Source organism: Herbaspirillum sp. B65, assembly GCF_000333555.1.
Taxonomy (GTDB): Bacteria; Pseudomonadota; Gammaproteobacteria; order Burkholderiales; family Burkholderiaceae_D; genus Herbaspirillum; species Herbaspirillum rubrisubalbicans.
In genome coordinates, this window is the sequence record NZ_BADI01000508.1 from 1 (window position 1) to 24,742 (window position 24,742).

Genomic DNA, 24,742 nt, shown 5'->3' on the forward strand with positions numbered 1-24,742 from the left:
GCACTGGGCATGGATGTGCTGGGGGTGGAATTTGCCGCGCATATCGCGCAACAAGCCACGGCCAGCGGCATCCCGACCATCGGCAAGTTCTTCGAACGTGATCTGGCCAAGGAGATCCTGGCCTCGCAGGGACCGGCACGCGTGATCACGGCCAACAATGTGTTTGCCAATATCGATGATCTGGGCTCCTGGGTCGACGGCATCAACACCTTGCTGGCCGAGGATGGGGTATTCATCTTCGAGAGCTATTACCTGGCCGACCTGATCGAGAACATGGTGTTCGATTTCCTCTATCACGAACACCTGTCATCGTTCTCGGTGCGCCCCATCCAGGCGCTGTTCGAACGGGTCGGGCTGGAACTGACCGCCATCGAACGCGTGGCCACCAAGGGTGGTTCGCTACGCTATTTCGTCCAGCGCCCCAATGGCCCGATACAAAAAGACGGCTCGGTTCAGCAGTTGCTGGATGAGGAACAAAGCAAGGGCATCTACCGCAAGGAAACTTATGTTGCCTACGCGGCCAAGATCGACAGCTTGAAGCAGCAGACCCTCTCCTTCCTGCGCCAGGCCAAGGCCGAGAACAAGACCGTGGCGGGCTTCGGCGCCTCCATCACCGGCACCACGCTGATCTACCATTTCGAGCTGGGGCAATACCTCGACTATCTGGTCGATGACAACCAGGCCAAGCAGGGACGATATAGCCCTGGCTGGCATCTGCCGGTGCTGCCGTCCTCAGCGATCTATGAGCGCAAGCCAGATTACGTGCTGGTGCTGGCATGGCGTTTCGCCGATCCTTTCATCCAGAAACATCAGGCTTACCTCGACCAGGGAGGGCATTTCATCGTGCCCGTCCCCACCTTCAGAATCGTCTGAAATGGGTGAATCACATTACCTGGTCGTCGGCGGCAGCAAAGGGACCGGCCTGGCATTGGTAGAACACCTGCTGGCAGACGGGCAGCGCGTCTCGGTGCTGGCGCGCAGCGCTTGCGCACTGCCGCCGTCACCGCTGCTGACATGGCTGCCGGTGGATGTGACCGATACCGTCGCCTTGCATACAGTTCTGGACGCGTGCGTAGCCGGCCAGGGCAAGATCGATAGTGCCGTCTTCATGCAGCGCCACCGGGCCCGTGACGATGCCTTCGAAACCGACCTGGCAGTGGCACTCACAGCCACCCGCGCCACCATTGACCATCTGGTTGCACAGAAGCATTTCAGCGGTAGCGTGCAAGGCAATGGCATCGTCATGGTCAGTTCGATTGCGGACCACTACATCGCCCCTGAGCAGGATCTGGGCTATCACGTCAGCAAGGCCGGACTGGTACAACTGGCTCGCTTTTATGCCTTGCAGTTGGGGCCGCTGGGGTTGCGTGTCAATGTCGTGTCGCCCTGCGTGGTCATCAAGGAAGCAGCCCAGGAGTATTACCGCCAGAACAGCTGGATCACGGACCGCTTCGAACACTTCATACCGTTACGTCGTGCTGGCTCCTCGCAAGACATCATCAACGCCATCCTGTTCCTGACCGGGGCGCAGAGTAGCTATATCACCGGCCAGAACATCGTGGTCGATGGCGGCCTGACCTTGCGCAGCCATGAATCGATCATCAGGGATTTCCCTCAACACTGACAGCAGCATCAGCACACAGAAGCCGCCCGGCAATGGACCGGATGAGGCAAGGCATCGGAGGATCAATTGGACAGTTCGTCTACCACTGACATCGCAGAAATCAATAAGGCCAGGGCCTTGGCAGGCAAGGACGCGCGCATCGTCTTCGTCGCGGGCAACTTCAACACCGTGCACCCCGGCCACTTGCGCTTGCTCAAGTTCGCCTCCGAGTGCGGTGATTTTCTGGTCGTCGGCGTAGCGGGCGACCATGTTCCCGGTGCTCTGCTTCCGGCCCAACTACGTTTTGACGGCATTACCGCAATCAGTTTCGTCGATCATGCCTTCGTGATGACCTCGTCGCCCGAAGAGATCATTCGTGCGCTCAAACCCAGCATCGTGGTCAAGGGTGACGAACATGAAACCCGATTCAATCCGGAACAAGCTGCCGTGGATGAATATGGCGGCAAGCTCATGTTCAGTTCCGGCGAGATGCGCTTTTCCTCGATTGATCTGCTCAAGCGCGACATCCTGGAGCCCAACCTGTCTTCCATCGTGTTGCCGCGCGATTATCCTGAACGTCATGCGTTGACGATGAAGGATTTGCGCCAGACCATGGAAAAATTCAAAGGCCTGCGGGTGGCGGTGCTGGGCGACCTGATCGTGGATGAATATGTCAGTTGCGAAGCGCTGGGCATGTCGCAGGAAGATCCGACCCTGGTGGTTACCCCGATTCTGCAGGAACGTTTCATCGGCGGCGCCGGTATCGTGGCCTCACATGCCCGCACGCTCGGGGCGCAGGTCAATTACTTCTCGGTAGCAGGCAAGGATGCCGCCGCCGACTTCGCTCGCGAAAAACTCAGCGAATATAAAGTCACGGCCACCATCTTCGAGGATGAGAGTCGCCCGACTACGCTCAAGCAACGCTTCCGCGCTGCCGGCAAAACCCTGCTGCGCGTGAGTCACCTGCGCCAGCACGACATTGAACAGCGTCTGGCCCAACGCTTCGTCGATGCGGTCAAGGCCAAGCTGGATGCCTGCGACCTGGTGATTTTTTCCGATTTCAATTACGGCTGTCTGCCACAGGTGGTGGTGGACCAACTGGTTGCTGCCTGCACCGAACGCGGGATTCCCTTTGTCGCCGACAGCCAGTCATCGTCGCAGATGGGCGATGTCTCCCGCTTCAAGGGTGCCATGCTGCTCACCCCAACCGAACGCGAAGCACGATTGGCCGTGCGGGACTACAGTTCCGGTCTGGTCGTCCTGGCCGAGAAACTGCGCCAACGTTCGCAGGCAGAAAACATCATCCTGACCCTGGGAGCGGAAGGTATCCTGGCGCACGCCCAGTCGGAAGGCGAGTTGGCTTGGCTCACCGACCGCTTGCCGGCCTTCAACAGTTCGCCCAAGGACACCGCCGGTGCCGGCGACAGCTTCCTCACCTGCACCTCGATGGCCATGACGGTGGGCGCAGACATCTGGCAGAGCATGTATCTGGGATCGATTGCCGCTGCCTGCCAGGTCAGTCGCGTCGGCAATATTCCTTTGTCGGCAAGTGATCTGATGCAGGAGTTGGCTGACCAGCTTTGAAGCATCGGGTGATAAGGCTTTGGCGTGCACCTTATACCCTATCAGCGCTGGATCTTGTCAGCCGGCCATGACCCGTAATCTCGGTACCGTCGATACCTGACTTGGGCGTACATCGGCCTTGAAGCGCTGGACGGCCAGAAAGTCGACGATTTCGCGAGCAACGATTTCCTTATCGTTATCAAGCGTAATCATGTGGTAACTATTCTGCAGAATGACTTTCTTGCGGCACTGAGCACCAATCTTTGCCTCTACCAGATCGGCACTTTTGCGGCTGGCTACATCGTCTTGGGCAGCATGAACGATCAGCGTCGGCGTTCTTACGTCGCCCAGATGACGGTCATCGAGATGCTCTCCAGGTTGATCAGTGTACGCGGCGCCACACGCTATCTGCTCAGTGACAACGGCCCGGAATTTTTCAGTGCTGCCTTGCTTAAATGGGTGAAGGGACAAGGGATAGAATGCGCCCTGGTTGATCCGGGCCAGCCCTGGCAGAATGGGACAACAGAAAGCTTCGACGGCAAATTCCGTCACGAATGCCTGACCATGGACTACTTTACTTCACCAAGAGTAGGTAGGGGACCATCACCATCAACCCAGATGTTCTGACTAACGTCGCCGCCGGTACTGGTGTGTTACTGGATCAATGTCCAGCCCTAACTGGTATCCGATGCCCTGTAAGAGCAGGTTTTGCCCCTCTCCGCGAATGCCAAAGGTCTCGCATCTTGCCTTAAAAAGGAAATCCGAATAGGCAACAGCTAAAGCTGCTGCTACCCGAGAGGCATCTGCACATACATCGAGTTTTACTTCACTCCACTGTTGCACCAGACGGGAGCTTTCGAACTCATGCTCTGGGTCATAGAACACCGAAATGATGAGTTGGTCTTGGTGCGTGACAGCGACCATGCCTGAGGGCATCAATGCGTCGTGAACTTCACCTTCGCAAACCGTGGATCCAAACACGTGTGCGAACCATCCGCCCGGAAGGCTGGTTGGCAATACCAGTGTGGAACCCTCACGAGGCACCGGTTCTTCACTGGAAAACCTCTTGAAATCGTTTCTGAAGTCCTCGAGTGTAAAGACCAAGTGGCGAGTATCAAAGTCTCCTGGAGCTTTTGGATGGTGCTTGTTCTGAGCCATACGCCAGTGACAGAGCATCATCCCCACGGAGATCTTCTTTTGCCAAAGATGGAGTTCATCCAGCGACGCCTGCCCTTGCTTGACGCGATTCTCCAGTACGCCGAATGCGCCGTTGGCCGTCAGATCAGCTCGCGTGCGAAACTCTTTTATCACGGCCAGACTTTCCGGCCACCCCATTTCAATGTTCCGATAGTTGAGTTCGTAATCGTCGATCAACCAACGAGGAATTACGTGCTCACCGTTTTTGGTTTTCTTGACTGGCGCGCCAGTGAAGAGACACATCTCATCAAAATCATCACGCTCAAAGTCATCTTTACGCATTACCGAGGGAGTGGTCATATTCTTCCGTTCCTACATTCATTAACAACCAGTAGGCTGCTATGCCATGCAATAATTGCAGCCGCTCTATTTGTAGGGTTTCAGCTGCTTCACAATCTCGGCGAATTGAGACTTCCACTGGAGATGCCCCGACACTAGCTCGGTACAGTCGAAATTGAAGATCTTGTCGTGCTCCAGATGTATCGGCCAATACCCAATCGGCTTGCTCTGCAAGCCATTAGCACCCTGATATAGATATCGAAGTACGGTGTCTTCGCTAGAGTGACAGTTGTATATCTTTCCCTTTACTGCTCGCGCCGCCTGCTCCCAACCTTCATCATCTTTCTCGCCTCCACCAACCGCCCCACCCAGGAGATAGACATTTTCGATGCGTGGCTTGTCCTGAGTCGCGAGAGCCTTCAACGTAAAATACACCGCCCGAGCGCCAAGTGAGTGACCTGCCAAGGTAAACTTCCAACCGGGTGTCCGAGCGATCGCATCAGCCAGCATGACCCCGGTCATTTGGGCTTTTACCATGGTCCGGTGCCAGGGATTTGCCACTAGATCCGTCAAGCTGTTGAGAATAGAAAACGGCGCTATTTTCTTTCCTGCCGTCTTCAACGCCTGCTTGGCTAAACCTTTGGCAAACTCAAGACCTGCTGCCTTCGGTGCAATAGCGACAAGCTGCCCTAGCTTGCGTAATGCATGGGCCTCCCAATCAGTGTGATACCAACTATTTTTGGGGAAAACCATCTGAAGCTGCTCTCTCCAATCGTCAACGTTACTCTCGCCCTGAGATAGAAAACCATTTAAGACAATGATGGCGTGCTTGTTCCCATATTGGATCCGACTAATATCGAAATGCCCTACCTGGCCAAAATAACTGTTGCTCACCACTGCACCTTGATAAGCACCCAAGGCAGCCCCGGCCGCCGAGACAATAATGGTCCCTCCAGCCATCGTTCCTCCACCAATCGCAGCCAATGATGCACTGGTCAACGCCGCGCCCGAAAGGCTACTAATCGCAGTCCCGGTTCCAGCAGCACCAAGTAGACCCGCGCTGCCCAAAGCACTTGCCAGCGCTGGCCCTGCTGCCAATACGGCTGGGGTGAAGACAGCAATGCCACCAGCGACGCCCACCCCAATCTTGGCAGCTCTCGCGACGTTGATAGAACGACGTTCGAATATCTTTTTATATTCGTTGATGTCATTCAATTTGACATTCAAAGACTCGAACGCAGCAATGGCACCGTTATGTTCGGCACATAGATGATCGCTGCTTTCCGAAGAGCTACGCGCCATGTTCTGACAACCCGGCACACGACATTCAATCGAACGATCGCAACAAGTTCCACATTCGTAGACATTGCGACTAATAACATTTCTCTCAGAAAGAAAGTGGTGCGTTTTTTTATAACACCAGGAGCAATAGCGATTATCCAAGCTGGTCATATTTATTCTGCTTCTTATCTATCAAGCATCCCTCGCGCCCCGTGAGGCCCATCTTTTCGCAACCGTTGATGAGACCCAATTCAAGGCACTTTCGGAATTCGAAACCGTATCGCTTGTATTGAGCTTAAGTTCCCTTGTATCACTTTGCGTCTTGTGATTCCCCAGGCCCCTATTTACTCATATTGAGTCTTGGTTAAGCGTCATTATTATGATTGAAAATTAAGTCGAATTGCCAGGACCATGTTGAGGATTGAACGTGTAGCAGCGAATAAGCCTGTGTGGGGGCATCCCCACACTGCCCGCAATTTCGGTCCGGTTTTAGCTTCTCAAGAACGATAGGGAGAGCGTTTAACGCCGCTTTAGCATTGCGACCTAGGTAGATATCAGCATCCTCGCTTGGTCCGAGTTCCCTGTGAAAATGACGGCCATGAGGGCGTTTATTGGCTTCCCATAGAGAAATGAAGAACAAAAGATCACACCATGGTCAGGAATTGATATCGCGCAAAGTATCCATCTCACAACGCCCCCATACTGTTTCCCAGCAGAATGCGTTGCTGTTTTTACAATTTTGTATCTGGCGTGGCGCTGGATTGGTAGAGAAGGGCCGCTCGGCTACTTCCATCCGCTTTGGGCGTGCAAGCCTATTTTTGCCGCAGTGAATAGGAAACATAACGCTGCCAAATGGCAAATTTATGCTTCACTTTTCAGATGGAGTAAGGAAGTCGATAAGAAGTGGCGCGGCTGGCGGGGATCGAACCCACGACCCTTGGCTTCGGAGGCCAATACTCTATCCACTGAGCTACAGCCGCGCTGATGGGGAGAACCCCGGAAAGGCCTGAAGGATACCGTCTTTCCAGCGGGACGTCCATGGTGGCGGCGGTTTTTCCGTGTCAAACGGAAAGCATTGTGACTATAATCAAGAGTTCGGCGAGAGAGCGCAATGAAAGCCCTGCCTGATCCTAGTCCACGCAATGCCAGGCGATAAGGCGATACAAAGGGAACCGACGTTTTCCGCCCCAATTTCGAGGAATCATTACGGAGGGACGCCAATGAGCTCAGCTCAGCATGAACACGAGTCAGCAATCAGGACTCCCAAACAATTGATCGCAGCCGTGGTCGCAGGTTTTATGGTCCCCATCGTGTGCATCGTGCTGCTGGTGCAGTACGTGACCAATGGCCAGAAAACCGGGGCCGGCTCCGATAGCCAGACGCCCGAGATGATCGCGGCCCGCATCAAACCCGTCTCCGACGAAGGCTTCACCTTCCGTGATGCCGCCGGTCCCAAGCAACTGCTCTCCGGTGAAGAAGTCTACAAGACCACCTGCGCCACCTGCCATGGCGCTGGCCTAGCCGGCGCCCCCAAGGTGGGCGACGCTGCTGCCTGGCAGGCGCGCATCGCGCAAGGCTATGACACCCTGGTCTCGCACGCCATCAACGGCCTGCGCGCCATGCCGGCCAAGGGCGGCAACCCGGACCTGGACGATGTGGAGATCCAGCGCACCGTGGCCTACATGGCCAACCAGTCCGGCGCCTCCTTCAAGGAACCGGAAGCCAAGGCCCCTGCTGCCGCCGACGCCGCAGCCAAGTAATCGCTGCCATTGCTGGGCCGGTTGTTCTGGCACGGACAAAAAAATCCCCGAATCGGATTCGGGGATTTTTCATTTCTGGCCTCTGGCCTGGCTTCTGGCGACACGCAACTCAATAACGCTGCGGCGGGGGATAAGCGCCCGGCGCATAGCCACCCGGAGGCTGCTGGGCCGGCGCTGCCGCCTGTTGCTCGGCCACGAAGATTTCCACGCGACGGTTCTTGGCTCGGTTGGCGTCGCTGGTGTTGGGCACCAGCGGTTCATGCGAGCCACGACCCATGATGGTGAAGCGGTTGGCGGCCACGCCGCGCGAGGTCAGGTAATCGCGGGTGCGGGCGGCACGCTCTTGCGACAGCGGGTCGTTGATCGCATCGCTGCCGGTATTGTCGGTGTGGCCCACGATGGTGACGGTGGTGGCCGGATTCTCCACCAAGGTGGCGGCGAAGCGGTCCAGCACCGGTCGCATTTCCGGCTTGATGTCGGCACGCCCCGTATCGAAGGAAATGTCGCTGGGGATTTCCAGCTTCAGGCGGTTGTCGGCGGTCTGAGTGACTTGCACGCCCGTGCCTTGGGTAGCCTGTTCCATGGCGCGCTTCTGGTTTTCCATCCGGTTGGACCAGATGTTGCCGGCCACCGCGCCAATGGCGCCGCCGATGGCCGCACCACCCAGTGCGCGGCCGCCACCGCCGCCACCGGTGGCCGCACCGATGATGCCGCCGATACCGGCACCGATACCGGCGCCAGTGGCCGTGCCGCGTTGCGTCGGGCTCATGTCGGCACAGCCGGAGAGCGCCAGTACGCCGGCGATCGCTGCAATGGAGAGTTTTTTCATGTCATGTCCTTTCTTGCCTTGTCAGTCTTGTTGTCCAGGCCATGGGCCGGTGTCCTTGAGAACGCGATCTGGCCAATATGTTCCTGTCGCGCTTGGTCGATATGCAACAAAGGCACCCGGAACCCGGATGCCTTTGCAGAAAACTTCATACGATCCCATCGGCGGCCGCGCCAGCCCCCATCAGTCGGGGGGCAGCGAATTTTCCTTCATATCCACCTCTTCCGGCGCGTTACCACGCTGGCTGAAGTAGTACGCCAGCCCACCCACCGCCGCCATCACGCCACCCAACAGCATGGGCTTGCGCAACCAGCGGCGCGACAGCAGCGAGGCGCCCGTCATCAGCAGCGGCATGACCGTCTGCAGATTGACGCTGCCCAGGCCGCCGGCGCTGATGGACTTGATCGACTGCACCGTCTTGCCGCCACCGAACAGCGAGACCGCAAAATGGCCCACGCGGCTCAAGGCGCCCTTGGCCAGCGACTCGGCGCTGAGGTTCTCGCGCACCACTTCGCGCGCTTCCATCACGCCCAGCCGGTACAGCGCACCTTGCGCCAGCACCTTGCGCTTGCGTTCCTCGTGGGTCATGCCGTGATCCGGGTCTGTCATGCGATCCTCACTGAAATTGTCCATCACAACAGCGCATCGCGGTCCTTGCGCAGCTCACCCATGGTCTGCGGCAGCGACAGCTTGCCTTGCAGCAGTACCGAGCGGGCGTACCACACCAGTCCTGCCGTGGCCACGCTGAAGATGAAACCCAGCAAGGCCAGGATCTTCCAGCCCCAGGTATCCCAGGCCAGCATGACGATCAACACCGACCAGAAGGCGATGGCAAACCACAGCGCCACCGCTGCCAGCACGAAGATGACGGCAAATCGAACCAGGTTGGCACCGATCTCCGACATCTCCAGCGAGGCCAGCTCGATGCGGCTGATGATCAGGCCCAGCAGGTTCTTGGCCAGGCCCAGCAGGCCCGCCGTCAAGCCCGGATTGGCGTGGGCGGCAGGCGCGGCCTGGTCTTGCTTGCGGGAAGTCGCCATCGACGCGGCGCTTACTTGCTGCGGCCGATGACCAGGCCCACCAGCAGGCCCAGGCCGGCCGAGATGGCCACGGCGCGCCACGGGTTTTCGTGGACGTAGTCGTCGGTCTTGGCGGCCACTTCCTTGCCCTTTTCGATGGCGGCAGCCTGGGCGCTCTGGGCGGCTTCGGCCGCGGCTTCCAGCAGGGTCAGGCCGCGTGCGCGCAGCTCATCGGCCTTTTCACCGGTGGCAGCGGCGGCTTCGGCGAACAATGCCTGGGCGTCCTTGACCAGAGTCTTCATATCGTTGCGAACGGTCTTCAGTGCGGGGGATTGGGGCATTTAAATTCTCCTTTTTGCCGATGATGAAAAAGACAAGCAAGTCGCCACTCCCTGAACGCAGCCCAGCGCGCTGGCTGGTCTTTGCTGCGTTGCGACGACTTTTTGATTCTACAGAGTCCGCCGCCAGGCGGATAGCGCAATGCAGCCGTGCTGCAAGGGCTTTGCAGCTAGCTTGCGCCAGCGCAAAGAGGGTTCGATGACGCTCCCGGCCTTAGGTTCCAGCCGATCAGAAGCGGGTTTCGCGCGCTGCCCTCAGGAAACTGTCGAGAATGGGCGTGCAATCGAGCAGTTCGGCGCCGCCGGCGCGGTGGAATTCCGGGTGCCATTGCAGGCCCATCACGAAGGGCGCCTTGCGATAGCGGATGGCTTCCACGATCTGGTCCGGGCCCGACACCGCCTCCACCGACAAGTCCCGCCCCAGGTCGCGCACGGCCTGGTGGTGGATGGAATTGACCATGGCATTCTCAGTCTTGACCATGCCCGCCAGCGACGAACCCTGCGGGAAATGCAGCGCGTGGTAATTGCTGTCGTATTGCTCGTTGACGTGCGGGATGGCGGTGGGCACATCGGTGGCGATGTCCTGGTAGAGCGTACCACCGAAGGCCACGTTGATCAGTTGGCAGCCGCGGCAGATGCCCAGCACCGGCTTGCCGGCCTCGATGAATTCGTGCAGCAGTTCCAGTTCATACATGTCGCGCACGCGGTCGCCGCTCCATTCGGGACGGGTGGCGGCCTGCGCATAGCTCTGCGGCGAAACGTCGGCCCCGCCCTGCAGCACCAGGCCATCGAGATGCTTGGCATAGTCGCGCAAACGGATATTGCTGGGGTGGACCAGGCCATTGGTATTGACGGTGGGGATCATGAACACCAGCACGTCGCGCGACATGACCCATTGCGCAATCGATTCTTCCAGGTATTGCAGGGTCTTGCTGCGCAAGCCCTTGGCCCCGCTTTCCGGGTGGAAGATGCGGGCCGACACGCCGATCTTCAGGGTGCGTTGCATGACCCGACGCCCGGCCTTGTCAGACATCTGACGTAAGCGCGCAGTGAGGAAGCGCCAGGTCTGCGCCCAGGGGGCGTCGCCGGCATGATGCGGCGGCGGGGGCAGCGAGGAATACGGGCTTTGCTGTGCCTGAGGGGAGGCCTGTGCATGGGCCTGTGCCTGGGTGGCTTCGGCAGCCGGCTGGGCGCCGGGACCAGGCTGCACCGGAGCGGCAGCGGAGGCGGCAACCACCGGGGTCACAGCATGGTCAGCACTGGCCTGCGGCTGCACCGGATTCTGGGAGGCCGCTGGCGCCCCGGAGGCGTCGGCCGATACGGGCTTGGCCGCGCCCGAGGCGGTACTCGTCGGGGTGCGGTCTGGCGGCAGGTTGGCTTCGGAATCTTGGATGTCGGACATGGCTGCAATAAGTGAAGAGGATGGATGAACTGCGGCGAGTGTGAGCGTCGGCACGCAACTCGACAATGACGCGACGGGCCCAGGGAGTGGCTGAGTATAAGCGCATTGCCCAGCTTTGGACACCCGCCGCAGGGCCATGCAAGTAGCTCGATGGCGAGCAGTTTCATCCAAGCCGCCAGGACGCTTTCGTGGCACACTCCTTTGCCTTGCATAGGCAGACAACGCAAATGCCGCGCATGTTCCGCGCAATTTCACCGGGACGTGCGGCGGCCTGCGCCGCCATCACCACCATCACCCGTGCCGCCACCATGTCCAAGGTCCTGATCCTCTACGCCCATCCCGCCGCCGAGCTCTCGCGCACCAATCGCCTGATGCTGCAAGCTGCGGCCCGCCTGCCCGCGGTGCAGATCCACGATCTCTACGAACGCTACCCGGATTTCCATATCGACGTAGAACACGAACAGCAATTGCTCACCCAGGCCGAGCTGATCGTGATGCAGCATCCCATCCACTGGTACTCCATGCCGGCCCTGCAAAAGGAATGGCTGGACCGGGTGCTGGCGCGCGGCTGGGCCTTCGGCCACGACGGTCATGCCTTGCACGGCAAGCGCTTCTGGCTGGTGGCCTCCACCGGTGGCGAGGATGCCTCCTACCGTAGCGACGGTCGCCACGGCCATCCCTTCGCCGACTTCCTGCCGCCCTACCAGCAGACCGCGCGCCTGTGCGGCATGAGCTGGGTGGAACCGCTGATCCTGCATGGCGCCCATCATGTGCCACCGGTGGAGTTCCAGCACCACGTACAACGCTACCTGGAGGGCTTGCAGGCATGAGGCATGACTTCCACCAGCGCGCCGCGCGTCTCCCCTTCACCACTGGACTGAGCCATGGATGAACAACTGCTGATCGCCCTGGTCTACCTGCTCGCCGCAGTCGCGGCAGTCCCCATCGCCAAACGCCTGGGACTGGGCGCGGTGCTGGGCTACCTGCTGGCCGGCATCGTCATCGGGCCGTGGGGACTGGGCCTCATTACCGAGGTCAAGCACATCCTCGAATTCTCCGAGTTCGGCGTGGTGCTGCTGCTGTTCCTGATCGGCCTGGAACTGGACCCCAAGCGCCTGTGGGCCTTGCGCCGCTCCATCTTCGGTTGGGGCAGCGTGCAGGTCGGCGCGGTCTCGCTGACACTGTTTGCTGCCGCACTGGCAGCGGGCGTACCCTGGCGCATCGGTCTGATTGCCGCGCTGGGCATGTCGCTGTCCTCCACCGCCATCGCCCTGGCCACGCTGGGCGAGCGCAAGCTCACGGCCACCCCGGCCGGTGCGGCGGGCTTCTCCATCCTGCTGTTCCAGGACATTGCCGCCATCCCGATGATGGCGGCCGTACCGCTACTGGGCGTGGCCGCCAGCCAGGGCAGTGGCCAGGGCTGGCTCCATGCGGGCCAGGTAGCGCTGGTGATTGCCTTGCTGATCTTCGGTGGCCGCGTACTGATGCGCCCCATCCTGCGCATCATCGCCAAGACCGACATGCGCGAAATCTTCACCGCCTTCGCGCTGCTGCTGGTCATTTCCACCTGCCTGCTGATGCAATCGGTAGGCATGTCGATGGCCCTGGGCACCTTCCTGGCCGGGGTGCTGCTGGCCGATTCCGAATATCGCCACGCCCTGGAAAGCGACCTGGAACCCTTCAAGGGCCTGCTGCTGGGATTGTTCTTCATTGCCGTGGGCATGTCGGTGGACTTCGGCGTATTCCTGGCGCAGCCGTGGCGCATCATCGGGCTGGTGATCGGATTTTTGGCCATCAAGACCACCGTGATGTGGTTCCTCGGCCGCTGCTTCGGCATCCCGCGCGGGCAGCAATTGTTCTTCGCCTTCCTGCTCTCCCAAGGCGGGGAATTCGCCTTCATCGTCTTCGGCGCGGCGGTCACAGCCAAGGTCTTGACGCCCGAAATCTCTTCCCTGCTGGTGGTGGTCGTGGCCCTGTCGATGCTGGTCACGCCGCTGCTGTTGCTGGTGCATGACCGCCTGCTGGTGCGCTGGCTGGAAGGCGGCAAGCGCCGGCCGGAAGACCGGATCGGCCCGCAGGACAATGCCGTGATCATCGCCGGCTTCGGCCGCTTCGGCCAGATCATCGGGCGCCTGCTGGCGGCCAACGACATCAGTGCCACCGTGCTGGATCACGATCCTGACCAGATCGATTTCCTGCGCAAGTTCGGCTTCAAGGTGTTCTATGGCGACGCCACCCGCATCGACCTGTTGCGCACGGCCGGAGCTGACAAGGCCCGCGTGCTGGTGATCGCCATCGATGATGCGCAAGCCGCGCTGGAGATGGTGGACAAGGTACGCGAGGAATTCCCGCACCTGCAGATCGCCGCACGCGCCCGCAATGTCACGCACTACTACGACCTGATGGACCGTGGCGTGACGATACTGGAACGCGAGACCTTCGAAAGCGCCCTGCACATGGGGCGCCAGGTCTTGCAGCAACTGGACTTCGGCGCCTATCGGGCGCGCGAGGCGGCCATGAAATTCCGCGCCCACAATCTCAAGACGCTGGCCGCGCTCTACCCGCACTACAAGGACCAGGCGCAGATGGTATCGATGGCGGTGCAGGCACGCGAAGAATTGCAGGCCATGTTCGCCGGCGACCGCGAAGCCATGCAGCGCGATCATGCCCATGACCAGTGGCGTGGCGAGCCACCACCGTCCTCACCCACATCTGCACCACCGACGACAGAATAAAAAAAGGCCGGACACGCTTGCGCATATCCGGCCAAATCCCTCACTGCTTACTGCTTACCACTTACTACTCACTGCTTACTACTCACCGGTACTACTCACTGCTAAACCTTGCTCGACGGGACTGAGGCGTCGATCATTCAGCTCAATTCAGCGCCAGCGGCACGAAGATCTTTTCGTCACCACGTTCCACCAGCAGCGCCACGTTCTTGCCGGCCTCGCTGGCCAGCTTGCGCAACTGGGCCACGCTGGTCACGGGTGTGCCATTGAGTGCCAGGATCACATCGCCGCTCTGGATGCCAGCCACGGCTGCCGGACCACTGGCGTCTTCCACCAGCAAGCCTTTCTGACCACCCAACTGGGCTTGTTCATCCTTGTTCAGCGGGCGCACTGCCAGCCCCAGACGGCCCTGGTCATCGGACTTGCCCGTCTTGGCATCACTCTTGGCCTGCTTCATCTCACCCACGGTGACATTGATGGTGCGCACCTTGCCAGCGCGCATGACTTGCATCGGCTTGGTACTGCCCGGTGCCGTATCACCCACCAGCGTGGGCAGGTCCACCGAGTGGTCGATGGCGTGGCCGTCGAAACTCAGGATCACGTCACCAGCTTCCAGGCCGGCCTTGTCTGCCGGGCTGCCCTTTTCCACCGAGCTGACGAGCGCACCTTCGGCCTTCTTCAACCCGAAGGATTCGGACAAGGCCTGGTTCAAGTCCTGCACCGAGACACCCAGGCGACCACGGGTCACCTTGCCATGCGTGACCAGTTGCTGCTCCACCTTCATGGCCACATCGATCGGAATCGAGAACGACAGGCCCTGGAAGCCACCGGTCTGGCTATAGATCTGCGAATTGATGCCGATCACCTGACCATTCAGATCGAACAGCGGACCACCGGAGTTACCGGGGTTGACCGCCACGTCGGTCTGGATGAAGGGCACATAGTTGTCGTCTGGCAGGCTGCGCGACTTGGCGCTGACGATACCGGCCGTGGCCGTGTTGTCGAAGCCGTAGGGCGAACCGATGGCCAGTACCGGCTGGCCGACCTTGACCTTGGAAGGATCGCCGATCTGCACCGTCGGCAGGTTCTTGGCATCGATGCGGATGACGGCGATGTCACTCTGCTTGTCGATACCCAGCACCTTGGCCTTGAACTCGCGGCGGTCGGTCAGCTTGACCACCACTTCCTGGGCACCGTCGACCACGTGGGCGTTGGTCAGGATCAGGCCATCGGGCGAGATGATGAAACCGGAACCGAGGCCATGCATGATGCGCGGCTGCTGCGGCATCTGCAGTTGCGGACCGAAATGTTTGAAGAATTCGAAGAAGGGATCGTTGGGATCCATGCCGTTGTCGTCGTCATCGGCCACCTTGCGGGCCTTGCCGGTGACGCTGATGTTGACCACGGCCGGGCCGTAGCGCTGCACGATGCCCGAGAAATCGGTCGCCGCCGCCACCACCGGTCCGGCCGGGGCAGTGGGCGCGGAGTTGGACGCCACCAGCGGGGCGTTGAGCGCGGCCGCGTGCGCCGACGGCAGGTCGGCACCGCGAAAATAGACATAGCTGCCGCCGACCACTGCGGCAATCATGACAGCCAAAGTGTTACGAACAAAAATGATGCGACGGCTCATCTTTTTCTCCTTGATCGAACGGGATATCGATAGTCGGGGCCCTGTTGCAGCGCTTGCGCGGCTTGTTGGCCTCAACCGTTGGAGTGAAGATTAAGCAGTGAAAATTAAGACAAACTTAAGGCAAAAAAAAGAAGCACTTAGCCAGGATTAATCCCGTCCGGACTGGCGTGAGGCGGCCAGCAAGGGGAATTCCACCCTGGCCTGCAAGCCATGACCGGTATTGCGCAAGCTCACCGGCACCCGATGCAGGTCGGCGATCTGGCGCACGATGGCCAGCCCCAGGCCACTGCCGAAGGCGGCGCGCGAGCCGCCCTGGTCGTGCCCACGCTGGGCCCGATAGAAGCGGTCGAACACGCGCGGCAGCTCGCTCTCGGCAATGCCCGGCCCGCTATCCTGGATCACCACCGTGCAAGCGCCCGTGGTGGACAAATCGAATCCCACATCGACCACACCGCCTGCCGGCGTATAGCGCAAGGCATTGTCCACCAGGTTGTTGAAGAGGATGCGCAGGGCATCGGCATTGCCCTGCACGCGCAGCGGGCGGCCATCATCGCCCTGGTCCGACAGCCCCAGATCGATACTTCCATGCTCGGCCACTGACGACAGATCGCCCACCACGCTGCCCAGCAGCGCGCGCAGATCGACCTCCGCAAAGCTCATGGCATCGGGTTCCTGACGGGCCAGCGTGAGCAGTTGGTGCACCAGATGGGTGGCGCGTTCCAGCCCGCTCTTGAGATCGGCAAAGGCGGCCCGGCGCTCGACGTCATCGGTAGCGCGTTCGGCCAGTTGCGCCTGCAACCGCAATGCAGTGAGCGGCGTACGCAATTCATGCGCGGCATCGGCCACGAAGGCGCGCTGGGTTTCGGTGGAATGCTTCAGGCGCGCCAGCAGGTCATTCAAGGCGTGGGTGAGGGGCTGGATTTCCTGCGGCATTCCCACATCCGACAGGGGTTGCAGCGAATTCATGTCACGCGCGGCCACTTCGGCGGCGGCCTTGCGCACCGGCGCCAGGCCGCGGCTGACTGCCACCCAGGACAGCACACCGATCAGGGGGAACAGCAGCAGCAAAGGCACCACCGTCTTGACCGCCATCTGCGCCGCAATTTCATCGCGCGCGCTCTGCGGCTGCGCCACCTGCACCACGGTACTGCCGATCTGGGCGCTGTAGACGCGCCACATGCCATTGGGGCCGCTGACATTGGCAAAGCCCAGTTCAGCCTGGCGCGGCATGGCGCCGCGCGCGTGCGAGTGATAGATGACCGCACCGCGGCTATCCCAGATCTGCATCATGATCTCGTCTTCCAGCTCCGGGAATTGCTGCCCCGGCGAGATCGGCGAGAAGGCCTGGCGGGGCAATGAAGCCGCGATCTGGCGCATCTGGTAATCGAATATCTGGTTGGCCTCGCCACGCGCCTGGAAGTACAGCGCCACACCGGCCAGCACGATGATGGAAAACAAGCCCAGGCCCAGCCACAACAGCAGCTTGTTGCGGATCGATTTCATGCCGGCACCAGGTAACCGACGCCGCGCACGTTCTTGATGAAGTCGCTGCCGACCTTCTTGCGCAGGGCATGGATGTGGACTTCGACGGCATTGCTCTCGATGCTGTCATCCCAGCCGTAGAGTTTTTCCTCCAGTTGCGCGCGCGAGAGCACTACCCCGGGTCGATCCATGAAGGCCTGCAGCAAGGCGAACTCGCGCGCCGACAGGTTGACCGGATTGCCGCCCACGGTGACCTCATGGGTGGCCGGATTCAACACCACCTCGCGCACCTGCACCAGGCTTTCGGCACGCCCGGCCTGGCGCCGCGAGAGGGCACGCATCCGGGCCGAGAGTTCTTCCAGATCGAACGGCTTGATGAGGTAATCGTCGGCCCCCGCATCCAGCCCGGCCACGCGATCTGCCACCGCATCGCGGGCAGTGGTGATGAGCACCGGGATGGTGTTGCCGCGTTCGCGCAAGGTACGCAACACCGCCAGTCCATCCTTCTGCGGCAGGCCCAGGTCCAGCAGCAGCATGGCATAGTCCTCGGTGCGCAAGGCCACGTCGGCCGACTTGCCATCCTGCACCCAATCGATGGTGAAGCCATCCTGGCGCAAACCCTTGCGCACCGCTTCACCCACCATGGGATCGTCTTCTACCAGCAATACGCGCATGTCACAGGCTCCTAGTGGGACTCAGAGAATCTTCGCCAGCAGGAACACCACCACCGAGATCAGGATGGTCGAGGCGAAGGGCAGCGAAAAGATGCGGCCGAACAGGCGGAAGCGCAAGTCTCCCGGCAGCCGGCCGATGCCCAGCTTTTCCAGCCAGGGCAGCAGCGTCGAGAACACGATGACGGCCAGGAAGATGACGATGATCCAGCGTATCAAGGGCGTCTCCTCAGAGCCTGTGGGTGCGGTCGTGGCGCAGCATCCGGGCCGGCCATTGGACATGCTTGCCGATGGCCAGCACCTTGAAGAGCTCGCCCATCTCGGCCGGGGAAATCAGTTTCTGCATCCCGTTGGCCAGCGGCAGGTAACGTGCGCTGTCCTCGGGCGAGGTGCGCAGAAGCAGCTCGCCGATGCCGGCATTGAGCAGGAAGGCGCCCTGGCTGGTATAGGCCAGCACCTCGGCGCCCTGCTCCACCGCGGCCACGGCCATGGCCGTGAAATCGACGTGGGCGGTGATGTCCTGCAAACCCGGCCAATAGAAGGGATCGGTGTGGGCGTGATGACGGTAGTGGCACATCAGCGTGCCCTGGTCGCGGTCGTGCAGATAGTATTCCGCGGCGGGGAATCCGTAATCTGGAAGGATCGCCAGCGCCCCCCGACCATTGGCCACCATGCGACCCAGCGTGCGCATGAAACCGATGGCCACCGGCGACAGTTCGGTGAGATAGCCCGGCGGCAAGTCCTCGGCATCGGGAATCTGCCCCAGTGGCAACTCGGCCACGGCGCGATCCTCGAACCGCAGCTGCCCTGCGCCATCCAGCGCCACGCCGCGTTCCAGCCAGCCCTCGGCGGCCTTCACGGCCAAGCGCACCGGCATGGCGTCCAGCACTTCATTGCCCACCACCACGCCGGAAAAAGTTTCCGGCAAGGCATCGAGCCACTGCACTTTCGGCGCGAAGGCCGCCAGGGTTTCCTGTTGCCGCGCGCGCAGTTGCGCCGAGATTTCCACGATGAAATAAGTCTCGGGCAAGGCATCGCGCGCCTGCAATTCGGTGAGGATGTCATGCGCCAGCTTGCCGGTGCCGGCGCCAAACTCCAGCAACACATTGGCCACCTGGGGACTGGCGGCGATCACTTCGGCGGCCAGGTGGGCCAGCGTGGCGCCATACAAGGGCGAGATTTCCGGCGCGGTTGTAAAATCCCCTTCTTTGCCCAGTTTGGCCGAACCGCCGCTGTAGTAGCCCACTTGCGGCGCATACAGGGCCAGTTCCATGTAACGTTCGAAGGAGATCCAGCCGCCGGCCGCGGCGATCTCGCCGGCGATCAGGTGCTGGAGGGTCTGCGAGGCGGCCTGTGCGTCCTCGCCTGGTTCGGGTAGTTGCAGTTGCATGGGCCGTATTGTATTGGAGTATTGGAAACCAGGAATATGACATCACCCTCTTCTGCAGGCGTTGTGCTGGTCACCGGCGCAGCACGCCGTATCGGTCGTCACATCGCACTGGCCCTGGCGCAAGCGGGCTGGGACGTGGCGGTCCACTACAACCGCTCGCGCCAGGAGGCCGAAGAGCTGGTACGCGAGATCGAAACCCTGGGCCGGCGCGCCCTGGCGGTGCAGGGCGAGCTGGGCGATCAAGCCCAGGTGCGTGCGCTGCTGCCGCAAGCCGCGCCGCTGGGACGCATTTCCTGCGTGGTCAACAACGCTTCGCTGTTCGATTACGATGACGCCGCCAGCTTCGGCAACGAGCGCCTGCTGCGCCACATGAGCGCCAATGTCGGCGCCCCGGTGCTGCTGGCGCAGGCCCTCTTCGAGATCACGCCGGCAGGTGAGCAAGCGGTGGTAGTGAACCTGCTGGACCAGAAACTGTACAATCCCAATCCCGACTTCCTGTCCTACACCCTTTCCAAGGCTGCCCTGCACAGCGCCACCACCCTGCTGGCGCAGGCATTGGCGCCCAAGGTGCGGGTGGTGGGCGTGGCGCCCGGGCTGACCATGGTCTCGGGTGACCAGACCGAGGAACAGTTCGGCAAAGCCCACACTGTCACGCCCCTGGGCCGTGGCAGTACGCCCGAGGACATCGCCGCCGCGGTCTGCTACGTCGCTTCGGCGCGGGCCGTGACGGGCACCACCCTGCTGGTCGATGGCGGCCAGCATTTGCTTCCCCTTTCGCGCGACGTCATGTTCGTGGCGAAATAACCTTTACTCTTTTGATCATGCTCTTCCTGTCCCATCCTTCCCTGCAAGATTGCCGCCGCCTGTTCCTGCGCAACTACGAGGTGTTCATCAACATCGGCGTGCACGAGTTCGAAAAGAAGGGTGAGCAGCGCATCCTGATCAACGTCGACCTCTACGTCCCGCTGGCCGAGACCACGCCCACCGCCGACCACCTGGACGAAGTGGTGGACTACGACTTCATCCGCTCCACCATCGCCGAACGCATGGCACGCGGCCACATCCATCTGCAGGAAACCCTGTGCGACGACGTGATGACGGCCATGCTGGCCCATCCCAAGGTGCGCGCGGTGCGGGTGTCGACCGAGAAGCCGGATGTGTACCCGGATTGTGATTCGGTGGGGGTGGAGACTTTCCGGATCAAGGCTTGATCTCCATTCGACAGATCACTCTGCCCGACTGGCCCCGCTTCATGCGGGGCTTTCTTTTTTCGAGATCTGGCCGAAGTTTTCCCCTTCCATCCTGCTACCAAGGTGGTAGCATGTTACGGTGTGTTGATGCGCATCATTGCCCTCTCCACACTACGGACTTTCTGGACTGCCCATCCTGCCGCGGAGACTCCCCTGCGTGCCTGGCACGCGCTGGCCAGCCGGGTGAACTGGAAAACGCCGGCCGATATCAAGGCGGCCTATCGCAATGCCAGTTTCATCAGAAACAACCGTGTGGTGTTCAACATCAAAGGCAACGACTACCGGCTGGTGGTCGCCGTGCGCTACGACAAGGAATTGATCTCCATCCGCTTCGTCGGCACGCATCGCCAATACGACGCCATCGATGTGGAAACGATTTGAAGGAAGTTCATATGCAACTCAAACTGATACGCACCCGCAAGGATTACCGCGCCGCACTGGCCGAAGCAGAAAGACTGTGGGATGCCCCTGCCCGCTCGGAGCAAGCCGATCAACTGGATGTACTCACCCTGCTGATCGCGCACTACGAGCGCGCACACTTTGCCATCGATGATCCTGACCCCATCGACTTCCTGCTGCACGTGATGCAAGCGCGCGGCATGACGCGCAAAGACCTGGAACCCTATCTGGGCCCACGTAGCCGCGTCTCCGACATCCTCAATCGGGTGCGTCCGCTGACCCTCGACATGATCCGCAAGCTCAGTGCAGGCCTGAATCTACCTGCTGACCTGCTGATCCAGCCCTATCCCGTGAGAACGGCCAGCAGCGAACTTCTGAGCGCCTGAAGCCCCCAAGAAAAATGCCGTTCAGTCTGCACCGAACGGCATTCATTTCTCCAAGACGCCCCAGCGTCTCTCCTGCTACATCCCCATATACCTTCCGGCCCGGTGATTCAAGGCAATCACCAGATTGGCCGTCACCGCCCCCAGGATCGAGGCCAGCAACACGCGCGGCGTCACCACGAACAGCGAGCACAGCACGATCACCACATCCACGCCCATCTGCAGCTTGCCGGCGCGCAGGCCGTAGCGGTCCTGCAGGAACAGCGTGACCACGTTGATGCCACCCAGGCTGGCGCCGTGACGGAACAGCATCACGAAGCCTACCCCCATGAGCAAGCCACCCAGCACGGCGCTGTAGAACAGGTCCAGCTTGGCATAGCCGATGAAATGCGGATGCATCAGCGAAAAGCCCGACACCAGCGCCACCGCGCAGAAGGTCTTGCCGGTGAAGCGCAAGCCCATGCGGCGAAAGGCGAAGTAGTAGAACGGGATGTTGATGGTAAAAAACACCACGCCAAACGGCAGGCCGGTGAGGTAATGCGTCAGGAAGGCCAGACCGGCCGTGCTGCCAGTCAATAGCCCCACCTGGCTATACATGTTCACCGCCAGCGAGACGAAGAGCGTACCGGCCACCAGGGCCAGCACGTCTTCATAGCTCTTGTGCCGCAGGTCGGCCGAGGGAAGTACGGCCTTGCTTGCCACTTCAGCCACGCAAAACCTCGGCCATGGTTTCGGCCACGCGTGCGACGTTGCTGTCGTTGAGGCCAGCCACGCAAATGCGGCCGGTGCCCACGGCATAGACGCCGAACTCTTCACGCAGGCGATCCACCTGGGCCGAGGACAGGCCGGTGTAGCCGAACATGCCGTTCTGACGCAGCAGGAAGGAAAAGTCCTGGTCCGGTACCGCGCTCTTCAATTGCGAGGCCAGCTTGACGCGCATGTCACGCACCCGCACGCGCATCTCTTCGACTTCGGCGCGCCATTGCGTGGCCAGCTTGTCGTCGCCCAGCACGTGCGCCACCAGCAATGCACCATTGCGGGCCGGGCTGGAATAGTTGCGACGCACGGTCAGCTTCAACTGGCCCAGGACGTTGGCGGCCTGGCCCGGCTGCGGGCAGAACACCGACAAGGCACCGATGCGCTCGCTGTAGAGCGAGAAGATCTTGGAGAAGGAGTTGGAGAGGAAGAACGGGATCTGGCGACGTACCGCTTCGCGCACCGGCCAGATATCTTCATCCAGGCTCTCGGCAAAGCCCTGGTAGGCCAGGTCGAAGAAGGGCAGCAGGCCGCGCTTTTCGACCACGGCGATGATCTCTTCCCACTGCGCGCGGGTCGGATCGACCCCGGTCGGGTTGTGGCAGCACGGGTGCAGCAGCAGTATCGCGCCCTTGGGCAGGGAGTCGAGCTTGGCCAGCATGGCCGGGAAGTCCAGGCCCTTGGTCTGGGCATCGTAGTAGGGATAACGCTCGGTCTTGAAGCCAGCGCCTTCGAAGATGCCGACGTGGTTGTCCCAGGTGGGATCCGGCAGCCAGATGGTGGGTTGCGGGAAGAAGCGCGCGATCAGGTCGGCGCCCACCTTCAAGGCCCCCGAACCACCCAGGGTCTGGACGATGGCCAGGTGCTCGGCCGATGGCAGATCGGCGCCGAAGAGCAGCTTGGCCACCGCCTGGCGATAGGCGGCATGGCCTTCCATGGGCAGGTAGACATAGGGCGCGCCGGCTTCGGCCACTGCCGCCGCAGCGGCGCGCACCGTGGGCAACACCGGTACCACGCCCCGGCCATCGGTGTAGATGCCGATGCTCAGGTTGACCTTGTTGCTGCGCTCATCGCGCTGGAATTGTTCCATCAGGCTCAGGATGGGATCGCCGGCATACGGCGGGAGATGCGAAAACATGTGGACCTCTTAGGATGGAGAAACGCCGCTGCCGGCGCAGTCGCGCTTTGCCGGCAAAACCGCAATGGTAGCGCGGCGCGGGGAAAATTTCCTGTCCCGCGTGCGCAGCTGTGGGATTTTAAATGCGCCACACCATGAGGCGTCCATGCCACGCTGACAGGCTGCCCGGCCACGCGAAAATGGCAGGAACCGGCGCTGCATGAGAAAATGCCGCTCCTCCGCCCGCACGCAGCCTCCCGTCCATCACCTGATTTTTGTTGATGTATGGCAATATTGCTGATCCGGCAGCAACAGCATACCGATTGAAGGAATTCCCCATGAACGACATTGCGGCCGCAGTGCAACTGTCCGACCTCGCCGAACTCGACGACCTGCCCACCCAGGGCGAGAGCGGCCAACCCGAAGTGAGCGCCCGCGGTTCGCGCCGCTTCGAGATCCTGGAAAAAGGCATCCGCCGCCTGACCGGCCGCGCCATCGCCGATTTCGACATGATCCGCGACGGCGACGTCATCATGGCCTGCATGTCGGGCGGCGCCGACAGCTACACCATGCTCGACACCCTGCGCTACCTGCAGACGGTGGCGCCGGTGAAGTTCGAGATCATCGCCGTGAACCTCGACCAGAAGCAGCCGGGCTTCCCCGAGCACATCCTGCCGGAGTATTTCGAGCGCATCGGCGTGCGCTACCGCATCGTCGAGGAAGACACCTACAGCATCGTCAAGGAAAAGATCGCCCCCGGCAAGACCACCTGCTCGCTGTGCTCGCGCCTGCGGCGTGGCATCCTGTACCGGGTAGCCAAGGAACTGGGCGCCACCAAGATCGCCCTGGGCCACCATCGCGACGACATCCTGCATACCTTCATGCTCAACATGTTCTACGGCGGCAAGATCAAGACCATGCCGCCCAAGCTGATCGCCGACGATGGCCAGAACGTGGTGATCCGCCCGCTGGCCTACGTGCGCGAACCCGACATCAAGAAGTACGCGGCGGCCATGCAATTCCCCATCATCCCCTGCAACCTGTGCGGCTCGCAGCCCAACCTGCAGCGTCAGGCCATGCGCGAAATGCTCAACCAGTGGGAAAAGACCAATCCCCTGTGGATCAAGAGCATGTTCACCGCCATGGCCAACATCGCGCCCTCGCACATGCTGGACCGCAGCCTGTTCGACTTCAGCAGCTTCAAGCCGGGTGCCGGCAAGGAAGCCACCGGCGACACCCTGTTCGACCGGGATGACAAGCTGGACCAGGGCCAGTCGGTGATCAACCTGCTCTGATTCCCGAAACCGGCTGCCACATTCTCGTCAAATCGAAAAACTTAGTCTGACGAGACACATCGTTTCACCTCAACAGTTCGAAAGCCCGCTTACAGCGGGGCTTTCGCGGCCCTGGATAGTCTTCAGGCACTGATGCAAAAGTAAATTTTTGTTGTCATATGGCTATAGTCTGGGATTGGGCATCAAATACCCTCCTCTTCCACGCTTGAAGGCGAAAACACGCATGTTCTAATCTGTCCCATCGCAGTGAAGCGCCGCGAGGCCACACCGCCAGGAAAGAAAAAACATAACCATGCAGTCGTGGTTTCGCAGGGAAGCGTGATCCCGACAGGAACATCAATCAGTTGGGCCGCCTGGTAACGCCATGTG

At 60.9% G+C, this 24,742-nt stretch carries 26 protein-coding genes, 1 tRNA gene and 1 pseudogene; 12 read left to right on the top strand and 16 right to left on the bottom strand.

Going from position 1 to position 24,742, the window contains the following annotated elements; all coding sequences use genetic code 11:
- From I5W_RS12135 to I5W_RS12145, 3 genes are all read left to right on the top strand, one after another.
- On the top strand, positions 1-873 hold an 873-nt coding region (locus tag I5W_RS12135; RefSeq protein WP_044529415.1), incomplete at its 5' end, for a class I SAM-dependent methyltransferase.
- Between the two features lies 1 nt (position 874).
- Complete coding sequence (locus I5W_RS12140; protein ID WP_044529416.1) at positions 875-1,624, top strand: SDR family NAD(P)-dependent oxidoreductase; 750 nt, start codon at positions 875-877, stop codon at positions 1,622-1,624.
- Between the two features lie 117 nt (positions 1,625-1,741).
- Positions 1,742-3,187, top strand: coding sequence for a PfkB family carbohydrate kinase (locus tag I5W_RS12145; RefSeq protein WP_252717001.1), 1,446 nt, complete (start codon positions 1,742-1,744; stop codon positions 3,185-3,187).
- A 57-nt stretch (positions 3,188-3,244) separates the two neighbouring features.
- Here the strand turns inward: I5W_RS12145 and I5W_RS33865 are convergent, their stop codons facing one another.
- Positions 3,245-3,379 (bottom strand): hypothetical protein, encoded by a 135-nt coding sequence (locus I5W_RS33865; RefSeq protein ID WP_256380775.1) that lies wholly within the window; start codon positions 3,377-3,379, stop codon positions 3,245-3,247.
- A gap of 144 nt (positions 3,380-3,523) precedes the next feature.
- Between I5W_RS33865 and I5W_RS29075 the strand changes: the two are divergent.
- A pseudogene (locus tag I5W_RS29075) lies at positions 3,524-3,742 on the top strand (integrase core domain-containing protein); the annotation flags it as partial.
- A 51-nt stretch (positions 3,743-3,793) separates the two neighbouring features.
- On the opposite strand, the gene I5W_RS12155 reads toward I5W_RS29075, so the two are convergent.
- The 3 genes from I5W_RS12155 to I5W_RS12170 form a co-directional block, all read right to left on the bottom strand.
- Positions 3,794-4,663: a hypothetical protein gene (locus I5W_RS12155; protein ID WP_044529417.1), complete on the bottom strand. Its 870-nt coding sequence runs from the start codon at positions 4,661-4,663 to the stop codon at positions 3,794-3,796.
- Positions 4,664-4,729: 66 nt separating this feature from the next.
- Complete coding sequence (locus I5W_RS29080) at positions 4,730-6,094, bottom strand: DUF726 domain-containing protein (RefSeq protein ID WP_148289096.1); 1,365 nt, start codon at positions 6,092-6,094, stop codon at positions 4,730-4,732.
- Positions 6,095-6,827: 733 nt separating this feature from the next.
- Positions 6,828-6,903, bottom strand: a tRNA-Arg gene (locus I5W_RS12170).
- A gap of 240 nt (positions 6,904-7,143) precedes the next feature.
- Between I5W_RS12170 and I5W_RS12175 the strand changes: the two genes are divergently transcribed.
- Positions 7,144-7,683, top strand: a complete 540-nt coding sequence (locus I5W_RS12175; RefSeq protein WP_044529418.1) for a c-type cytochrome — start codon at positions 7,144-7,146, stop codon at positions 7,681-7,683.
- A gap of 109 nt (positions 7,684-7,792) precedes the next feature.
- Here I5W_RS12175 and I5W_RS12180 read toward each other — a convergent pair whose 3' ends face one another.
- The 5 genes from I5W_RS12180 to I5W_RS12200 form a co-directional block, all read right to left on the bottom strand.
- The gene (locus tag I5W_RS12180; RefSeq protein ID WP_044529419.1) at positions 7,793-8,512 is read right to left on the bottom strand and encodes an OmpA family protein; all 720 of its coding nucleotides are present in this window, start codon (positions 8,510-8,512) and stop codon (positions 7,793-7,795) included.
- A 180-nt stretch (positions 8,513-8,692) separates the two neighbouring features.
- Positions 8,693-9,142 (bottom strand): hypothetical protein, encoded by a 450-nt coding sequence (locus I5W_RS12185; RefSeq protein ID WP_017449848.1) that lies wholly within the window; start codon positions 9,140-9,142, stop codon positions 8,693-8,695.
- Positions 9,142-9,549, bottom strand: coding sequence for a phage holin family protein (locus I5W_RS12190; RefSeq protein WP_044529420.1), 408 nt, complete (start codon positions 9,547-9,549; stop codon positions 9,142-9,144). The genes I5W_RS12185 and I5W_RS12190 overlap by 1 nt, the downstream gene beginning before the upstream one ends.
- Positions 9,550-9,560: 11 nt before the next feature.
- Positions 9,561-9,869: a DUF883 family protein gene (locus I5W_RS12195; RefSeq protein ID WP_013236311.1), complete on the bottom strand. Its 309-nt coding sequence runs from the start codon at positions 9,867-9,869 to the stop codon at positions 9,561-9,563.
- A 226-nt stretch (positions 9,870-10,095) separates the two neighbouring features.
- Entirely contained in the window at positions 10,096-11,268 is a 1,173-nt protein-coding gene (locus I5W_RS12200; protein WP_044529421.1) for a gamma-glutamyl-gamma-aminobutyrate hydrolase family protein, read from the bottom strand.
- A 236-nt stretch (positions 11,269-11,504) separates the two neighbouring features.
- On the opposite strand from I5W_RS12200, the gene kefF reads away from it, so the two are divergent.
- Both kefF and kefC read left to right on the top strand, forming a co-directional pair.
- Entirely contained in the window at positions 11,505-12,098 is a 594-nt protein-coding gene (kefF, locus tag I5W_RS12205; protein WP_252717002.1) for a glutathione-regulated potassium-efflux system oxidoreductase KefF, read from the top strand.
- Between the two features lie 54 nt (positions 12,099-12,152).
- Complete coding sequence (kefC, locus tag I5W_RS12210; RefSeq protein ID WP_044529423.1) at positions 12,153-14,003, top strand: glutathione-regulated potassium-efflux system protein KefC; 1,851 nt, start codon at positions 12,153-12,155, stop codon at positions 14,001-14,003.
- 142 nt (positions 14,004-14,145) lie between these two features.
- On the opposite strand, the gene I5W_RS12215 is transcribed toward kefC, so the two are convergent.
- The 5 genes from I5W_RS12215 to I5W_RS12235 all read right to left on the bottom strand — a co-directional run bounded on the left by I5W_RS12215 (position 14,146) and on the right by I5W_RS12235 (position 19,173).
- On the bottom strand, positions 14,146-15,630 hold the full coding sequence (locus tag I5W_RS12215; protein ID WP_017449853.1) for a DegQ family serine endoprotease: 1,485 nt from the start codon (positions 15,628-15,630) through the stop codon (positions 14,146-14,148).
- A 147-nt stretch (positions 15,631-15,777) separates the two neighbouring features.
- A complete protein-coding gene (locus I5W_RS12220; RefSeq protein ID WP_017449854.1) occupies positions 15,778-17,133 on the bottom strand; it encodes an ATP-binding protein in 1,356 nt (451 codons plus the stop codon).
- Positions 17,130-17,786: a response regulator gene (locus tag I5W_RS12225; RefSeq protein WP_017449855.1), complete on the bottom strand. Its 657-nt coding sequence runs from the start codon at positions 17,784-17,786 to the stop codon at positions 17,130-17,132. Before I5W_RS12225 ends, I5W_RS12220 begins: the two co-directional genes overlap by 4 nt.
- Before the next feature lie 21 nt (positions 17,787-17,807).
- The gene (locus I5W_RS12230; protein ID WP_017449856.1) at positions 17,808-18,002 is read right to left on the bottom strand and encodes a DUF2905 domain-containing protein; all 195 of its coding nucleotides are present in this window, start codon (positions 18,000-18,002) and stop codon (positions 17,808-17,810) included.
- A gap of 10 nt (positions 18,003-18,012) precedes the next feature.
- Complete coding sequence (locus tag I5W_RS12235) at positions 18,013-19,173, bottom strand: class I SAM-dependent methyltransferase (protein WP_044529424.1); 1,161 nt, start codon at positions 19,171-19,173, stop codon at positions 18,013-18,015.
- Between the two features lie 36 nt (positions 19,174-19,209).
- On the opposite strand from I5W_RS12235, the gene I5W_RS12240 reads away from it, so the two are divergent.
- The 4 genes from I5W_RS12240 (at position 19,210) to I5W_RS12255 (ending at position 21,208) form a co-directional block, all read left to right on the top strand.
- A complete protein-coding gene (locus I5W_RS12240) occupies positions 19,210-19,977 on the top strand; it encodes an SDR family oxidoreductase (protein ID WP_044529425.1) in 768 nt (255 codons plus the stop codon).
- A 17-nt stretch (positions 19,978-19,994) separates the two neighbouring features.
- Positions 19,995-20,384: a dihydroneopterin aldolase gene (locus tag I5W_RS12245; RefSeq protein WP_008333021.1), complete on the top strand. Its 390-nt coding sequence runs from the start codon at positions 19,995-19,997 to the stop codon at positions 20,382-20,384.
- 126 nt (positions 20,385-20,510) lie between these two features.
- The gene (locus I5W_RS12250) at positions 20,511-20,804 is read left to right on the top strand and encodes a type II toxin-antitoxin system HigB family toxin (RefSeq protein ID WP_044529443.1); all 294 of its coding nucleotides are present in this window, start codon (positions 20,511-20,513) and stop codon (positions 20,802-20,804) included.
- 11 nt (positions 20,805-20,815) lie between these two features.
- Positions 20,816-21,208, top strand: a complete 393-nt coding sequence (locus tag I5W_RS12255; RefSeq protein WP_017449861.1) for a helix-turn-helix domain-containing protein — start codon at positions 20,816-20,818, stop codon at positions 21,206-21,208.
- A gap of 75 nt (positions 21,209-21,283) precedes the next feature.
- Here I5W_RS12255 and I5W_RS12260 read toward each other — a convergent pair whose 3' ends face one another.
- On the bottom strand, positions 21,284-21,916 hold the full coding sequence (locus I5W_RS12260; protein ID WP_017449862.1) for a YitT family protein: 633 nt from the start codon (positions 21,914-21,916) through the stop codon (positions 21,284-21,286).
- On the bottom strand, positions 21,909-23,099 hold the full coding sequence (locus I5W_RS12265; protein WP_044529426.1) for an amino acid aminotransferase: 1,191 nt from the start codon (positions 23,097-23,099) through the stop codon (positions 21,909-21,911). The genes I5W_RS12260 and I5W_RS12265 overlap by 8 nt, the downstream gene beginning before the upstream one ends.
- Before the next feature lie 317 nt (positions 23,100-23,416).
- Here I5W_RS12265 and ttcA point away from each other — a divergent pair, with 317 nt between their 5' ends.
- Positions 23,417-24,373 carry a tRNA 2-thiocytidine(32) synthetase TtcA gene (gene ttcA / locus I5W_RS12270; protein WP_017449864.1) on the top strand — a complete coding sequence of 319 codons (957 nt, stop codon included), beginning with the start codon at positions 23,417-23,419 and terminating at the stop codon, positions 24,371-24,373.
- Positions 24,374-24,742 lie beyond the last annotated feature (369 nt).